The following is a 4,810-nucleotide window of genomic DNA, read 5'->3' as shown; positions in this document are numbered from 1 at the left end:
GAATTATAGTCAGAAACGCTAACAACTTGATCATTGGCTTCCACGGCAGTGACTCCACCATCCTGCATAAGTCTTTTCCATTTAAACAGCAAACTTGGTGAGATGCCATACTGTCTGGCAACAGAGGAAACGGATGAGCCTGGTTGCATGGTCATGGCGACAAACTGAGCTTTTTCCTGACCTGAATAACGTCGACGACGTTGAACTGATGTAATAACTTCAATACGTTCCATAGAACACTCCTTAACCCTAGTGCTATGACTAGGTCTTAATTGAGAAGTGTCCGTTTTAATTGGGGGCTATTACAGCGTAAGTGTCATAAAGAGGAAAATGTTTATTGAAGGAAAATTGAAAAAAATTCGTGGCAAAATAATAACAATTGCAAGGACTTATCTTTACCCCACTGTTTTGCGGGTAGCTGATCATCTGATTTCAGTCACCCGATCACTTCAAGTTAAGGAGTTGACCTATTTCTAAAGAAGCATAACCTCGTTCTTTAAAAATTAAAAAGATGGTTTCTTTGTACTATGGAGAGTCAGAAGATTTATATTTATTCGTCAATTGGATTTCAGGCTTCAGTTCCAGATCATTTTTATGCTCAAAGCTTGAGCAGAGACTTTTTTAGAAATCTTTAAATTAAACAGACAGCTGCTCTGGGTTTGCGTTATAGCGGCCCGACTGCAACAAACATCTGCCGCAGCTCAACTCGACACTCTGTCGGTAGAGGTTACAGCAGAAGAAAAAACTGCAAGTTTTTCCAAATCATATGTATGAATAATCAATTAGAATCCCCCCTGTTTAATATAATGTAACTTTGAGGAAAGGAAATTGAAATAATATTGTAATATCAAAAATTTAGTATAAAACAAAAGTTAAAAGATCAGCAGAATTCGACTTAAAAACAAGTCAGATTTTTTACGAACCAGTTTGATATATTCCTCCGGTAAAATTGATTACTTTTTAATCAAAATTGGGGTTTCCTCAATATTCTTGGTCTATCCAGGCTAAAAAATATCCACAATTTCTGCGGATAAAACCGGGATAGTTTTCAGATATTGTACGCATTTGCTCACATCAATTACGGCCCTTTGCGCCTATACGGTATCAATCTTATTTCCTATGATGGGGATATAGAGCAGGATGCTCCAGGTGACGATAAGAAAATACAGAACACGGATTGTTAGGTACGACAGGAGTTATACCGAGTGAACCAATATAAAAAACCCTGGCAGGATGTCGGGGTTTTTTATTATCTATATTTTCTCAATAAGGCTCAGATGAACATCAATAATACAAATAGGTTGTTGCTGGACCAATAGGATAAAGAGGCCAAGCTAACTCTACTATCTAAAGATACATGTCTAGACCGAGAAAGCCTTTATCAAACGGTTAATTTAGTTATAGCAATTTAATCCTGAATATTCGATAAAAATGAGAGCTATGCTCTCCATATTAATTTTGTATATAGGGGTAGTATGTTAATTTTAAATAAATTTAGAATTTATAGGTAATTCCCATAAAGAAGTTGGTGATTGAATCTTTATCAATTAAGGGACCATCAACTATTTTATCGGGTAAAAATTTATGGGTTACGGCAGAAGTTACTCTTATTTTTTGATTCAATGTATAACTTGCTCCTAAGGAAAGATACGGAATAATGAGGCTATTAGGTTTGTATGCTGCTACGCCCTGAGCAACTTCACGATCGAGTGTGCCGTAATAATAATTCGCTCGGCTATCCGACAACCATTCCATTCCCACATTTGGTATAACAGTCCATTGATTATTTAATCTCCAAAAATACTGATAGTCAGCTTTTAATTCTGCAGCATCACTGGCATTGCCAATATCCTGAAGTGCGTGCACAGAAATAATGCCGTAGGGTGCTTTCACTATCGCTTCTAAACCAATATCAGCACTGATATCGCGATCTTCTAATTGCATTTTAGTTAAATTCTTTTCAGCCAGTTTCGATTCATTTAAATCATCTACATCCAGTTTATTCATATTGACGCTTACGATGCCATTCAAGGTGAATAACTCATTTTTATAGAATTTCATTCCTCCATAAAGCCCACGTAAAAAGAAGCGCTCTCCTTCATAAGATAATAGGGGAATGGGGGTGAGGTTTGTATCTTCACCAATATATAGACCGCTGCTTCCCACAATACCTAAGCCTGCGCTAAAGCCTGTTGGTTTTTTGAGGGCAGGCTGATTTTCATCTGCAATTGCACTTAAAGGAATAAGAAAAAATGAGAATAAGAAAATTTTATTTAGCATGTTTAATCCAATATATTAATTTAAAAATTAATGAAATTTAAATTTTCCTCTAGCAAAAGTCACATTTCTCATTGTGGAATGTAATGATGGACCACAATCATATTTTAATGAACCATAAGCCTCACCCGTTAAATATTCAGAAGGTAATCTGACTTATATTTTATGCCATGGATTATCCATTTATATTTAAAAAGCCAGTAAAATCATAATATTTTCTATTTATTAAAATATAAGTAGGAGCACATAACTCACCGCCCACTCGACCTCTAAGAAAAAATCAGAATCAAAATGCCGATTTAGTAATCCAAAAAATAAAATGATTCATCTGACTTTATATTTAACTTACCATCCTTAAAAACAGATCCAATAAAAAACTTACTACATTTACATGTAGTAAGTATCACCGTAATTAATTCGGCTAAGAGTGACTTGAAAATATCTTTCTGTGATAGCTTAAATTTCAATTATAAGAATAATTATTCTAGAGTGAATTTTTTGTGAAGTTCTATAAGAATAACAAAAAACCTTAAAACAAATTTACCGCCGTCGTTAATAGGTCTATTTCTGATGCTGTTGAAGACATTGTTCAATGTCCTCAACAGTTAAATCTAAACCTGCCGTCCTGGCTCGATCATCGAACTACACTAAAATTTTCTAGAGATGGGTAAAGGCTTTATCACCATGCGCACTACCGATAACTAAGCTGCAATCCGTCATGATACTTTTAATGGCCAATAACGAAATTTTGGGGGAGGAAAGGCTAGATCCTATATAAAATAAATGAAGATCTACAAAAATATTTTATTTAACAGTATTCGCTCATAGTTAAATATATATACCAATTTCCTATAAGAATAAGGCTAGAAATCAGTTTAAAATGGAGAAAAGCCAAGGAAGATTGAGATTCAAATGGAAAAAAAATATGATGATCAAGATACCTCCCATATTTTGAACCTCATTGGTAAATATACAGACCTTAGGCTTATTTTAAATACAGTGAGCCAGTGGCTTGAATCGCGTATTTCAAATGCACTTGTCACGCTCATGCTCTACTCAGAACAGGAGCAAACTTTAACACTGGTCAGTGGTCAACAGCATTTTTCCGATCAGTACTGCATGGCCATCGACGGATTAAAGATTAGCTTGAATCAGGGAACCTGCGGAGCTGCTGCTGTCCTGCGTCAGCTGGTAATTAGTAATAACGTGATGGAAGACCCCCATTGGGCATCTTGTCGTGCTTTGGTGGATGCAGAACAGATTGCCAGCTGCTGGTCTATCCCTATCATCAGCGCAACGGGAGTTCTATACGGAACTTTTGCAACTTACTACCGAACCTTGAAAATACCGACCGAACCTGACATTCAGCTTTTACAACGAGCTGCGGCCTTAGTTGCATTGGCAATTGAACTGGATAATGAACGCCAAAAAAGATTGGAGATGATCGAAAAATATAGTTCATTTTATACTTATCATCCTGATGTCATTTTTGAGCTTGATATGCAGGGTTATATTCTAAATACCAATATCGCTTGCCGGGAAATCACGGGTTTTTCCGAAGATCAAATTCAGGGCCAGCATTACTGCACATTTATCCCTGCTGAATATCATGAATTAGCTAACGCGGCCTTTAAACAGGCTTTGCAAGGTCAGGCTCAATATTATGAGCTTCCTATCTATCATGCTTCAGGAGAAACCTTGTGGCTTGATCTAACAAATTTGCCTGTTAAACAAAATCAAAAAGTCACAGGCGTATTTGGTATAGCACGCGACATTACCTCACGTCGAAAAAATCAGGAAAATTTACGACTATTAAAACGGGGGGTAGATGCGAGTCCTAACGGTATATTCATTACTGATGCATCTGAAGAAATGCTTATAGTCTATGTTAACCCGGCATTCCTTAATCTAACTGGCTATACAGAACAAGAAGTCATGGGGCGAAACTGCAATTTTTTACAGGATTTCGATAGCGATCTAGAGCAGATTTTAATCCTCCAACAAGCAGTGATAGAACGAAAAGAAGTTCAGGTCACGCTAAAAAATTATTGTAAGGATGGAAGCTGGTTCTGGAGCCGTTTAACCTTGGGACCTGTCTTGGATAAAGAGGGCAAGTGCACCCATTTTCTGGGGATTCAGGAAGATATTACCGAGCAACGTATTCATCAAGAATATATTAAGCATCAGCATAGCCATGATTATTTAACTGGTTTACCTAATCAAAAAGCTTTTGAATTTTTTTTAAAGCAGTCTTTTGAAGCACAGCACGATAGCTTACCATGTAATAGCCCCCAATTAAAACGGACACTTCTCAATTAAGACCTAGTCATAGCACTAGGGTTAAGGAGTGTTCTATGGAACGTATTGAAGTTATTACATCAGTTCAACGTCATCGACGTTATTCAGGTCAGGAAAAAGCTCAGTTTGTCGCCATGACCATGCAACTAGGCTCATCCGTTTCCTCTGTTGCCAGACAGTATGGCATCTCACCAAGTTTGCTGTTTAAATGGAAAAGACTTATGCAGGATGGTGG

The 4,810-nt window shown here is 36.9% G+C and carries 3 protein-coding genes and 2 pseudogenes; 2 read left to right on the top strand and 3 right to left on the bottom strand.

Annotation, left to right across the window (positions count from 1 at the left end; translation table 11 throughout):
* The 3 genes and pseudogenes from ACKI4H_RS18460 to ACKI4H_RS18450 form a co-directional block, all read right to left on the bottom strand.
* The coding region (locus ACKI4H_RS18460) for a transposase (protein ID WP_407308393.1) at positions 1–233 on the bottom strand (233 nt) is incomplete at its 3' end.
* 211 nt (positions 234–444) lie between these two features.
* Positions 445–644, bottom strand: a pseudogene (locus ACKI4H_RS18455) (hypothetical protein).
* 850 nt (positions 645–1,494) lie between these two features.
* A complete protein-coding gene (locus ACKI4H_RS18450) occupies positions 1,495–2,280 on the bottom strand; it encodes a MipA/OmpV family protein (RefSeq protein WP_407308391.1) in 786 nt (261 codons plus the stop codon).
* A 909-nt stretch (positions 2,281–3,189) separates the two neighbouring features.
* Here ACKI4H_RS18450 and ACKI4H_RS18445 point away from each other — a divergent pair.
* Positions 3,190–4,551 (top strand): annotated as a pseudogene (locus tag ACKI4H_RS18445) (PAS domain S-box protein); the annotation flags it as partial.
* 80 nt (positions 4,552–4,631) lie between these two features.
* On the top strand, positions 4,632–4,810 hold a 179-nt coding region (locus ACKI4H_RS18440), incomplete at its 3' end, for a transposase (protein ID WP_407308395.1).

Source organism: Acinetobacter sp., assembly GCF_045628685.1.
In the GTDB taxonomy this organism is placed as follows: domain Bacteria; phylum Pseudomonadota; class Gammaproteobacteria; order Pseudomonadales; family Moraxellaceae; genus Acinetobacter.
This window is presented reverse-complemented; position numbering and strand designations above follow the sequence as displayed.